Source organism: Mesorhizobium sp. M7A.F.Ca.AU.001.01.1.1, from assembly GCF_004022735.1.
Taxonomy (GTDB): Bacteria; Pseudomonadota; Alphaproteobacteria; order Rhizobiales; family Rhizobiaceae; genus Mesorhizobium; species Mesorhizobium ciceri.
Window position 1 is genome coordinate 1 of record NZ_RZPF01001136.1, and the last position, 1169, is coordinate 1169.

Annotated in this window: 2 protein-coding genes; both read right to left on the reverse strand. The window is 58.7% G+C overall.

The genetic code is table 11. The features are described from left to right. On the reverse strand, positions 1-217 hold a 217-nt coding region (locus EN884_RS36515), incomplete at its 3' end, for a manganese catalase family protein (RefSeq protein WP_206617758.1). Positions 218-388: 171 nt separating this feature from the next. After that, positions 389-1169, reverse strand: a 781-nt coding sequence (locus tag EN884_RS36520; protein WP_128361158.1) for a hypothetical protein, incomplete at its 5' end; no start/stop codon positions are given.

The window sequence follows — 1169 nt, forward strand, 5'->3', positions numbered from 1 at the left end:
GCATTTCGATATGGCCGAGCTCCTCGGTCGCCGTGTTCAACAACAGGTCGCGGTATTTGGCCGGCCCGCGGCATCCCCATGCCTGGAAGAAATACTGCAAGGCCACGCGGATCTCGCCTTCTACTCCGCCGATGGCCTGCTGCAAGGCACGGGCAAAGACTGGATTGGGCGTTTCCACACGAACCGGGTACTGCAATTTCTTGTCGGTGTAATACATGGCTGACTCCTGGTTGGAAGTCAGCCGAACCTCAGCTCTGATGCATTGTTCCGTGCGAGGAACACTTAATTCCGGCAGTTTTCCGCGGGAATGTCTCGAGCCACGGACGCTTATTCGCAATGCGAGCCGTCCAGTTCGTTGATGCAGTCGGTACGAGTGGCGCCGACCGGATCACGCGACCCTGGAAAGCAGAGCGACGTCACATCTGGCCAAGCCGTAGCGCCACCGATGATCAGTCGTGGCGACCCGGCTCTGATAAAACAGTGAAAGCTGGCTGCCTTCGATCATCACTGTCGAGTGGCCGTTCTCTCCCGGCTGGCCTGGTTCCAGCACCGGGCCGATCGAGACGTAAGGTCCAGCAACGTTATCCGCGATGGCAAAAAACACGCGTTGCCGGTTCCCGCGAAGGCCATTGGGCAGAAAGCAAGTGGCATTGAGAAGCACGCGACCGTCCGGCAATTCGACCAGTTGTGCGCCCTCAATGCCCCATTCATAGTCGGGATCCTCTCTTGTGTTGTGGTGAGGCACATCATTGTGGTCGAGGATCTTGCCGATCCGCTTCCAGGGACCGAACCATGAGTCGGATTGGCTGCGTGCGAGATAGATGTCGGGCTGCGGCACCCTGGTGAATTTTGGCATGGCGGAATAGACGAGGTAGCGCTTGCCGCCAATAAGTGCGGGATGCGGATCGTAAATGCCATCTTCCTCCGTGTCCGGGATCGCGAGGATTGCGGGGCTAAGAACCACCCACTGGAACCCGTCATTGGAAACCGCATGCTCGCAGCGGCCGCCAGACTTCATGAACTCGGTCTGGATGAACATGTGAAAGACGCCGCTTTCGTGGATGACCCCCGGAGCCGCAACACCACTCCCATTGATTGGAAGCTCGATCGACTGATGCTCGGTCCACGGCCCATAAAGGTCCGGCGCCGTGGCGTGCAGTATCGTCCAC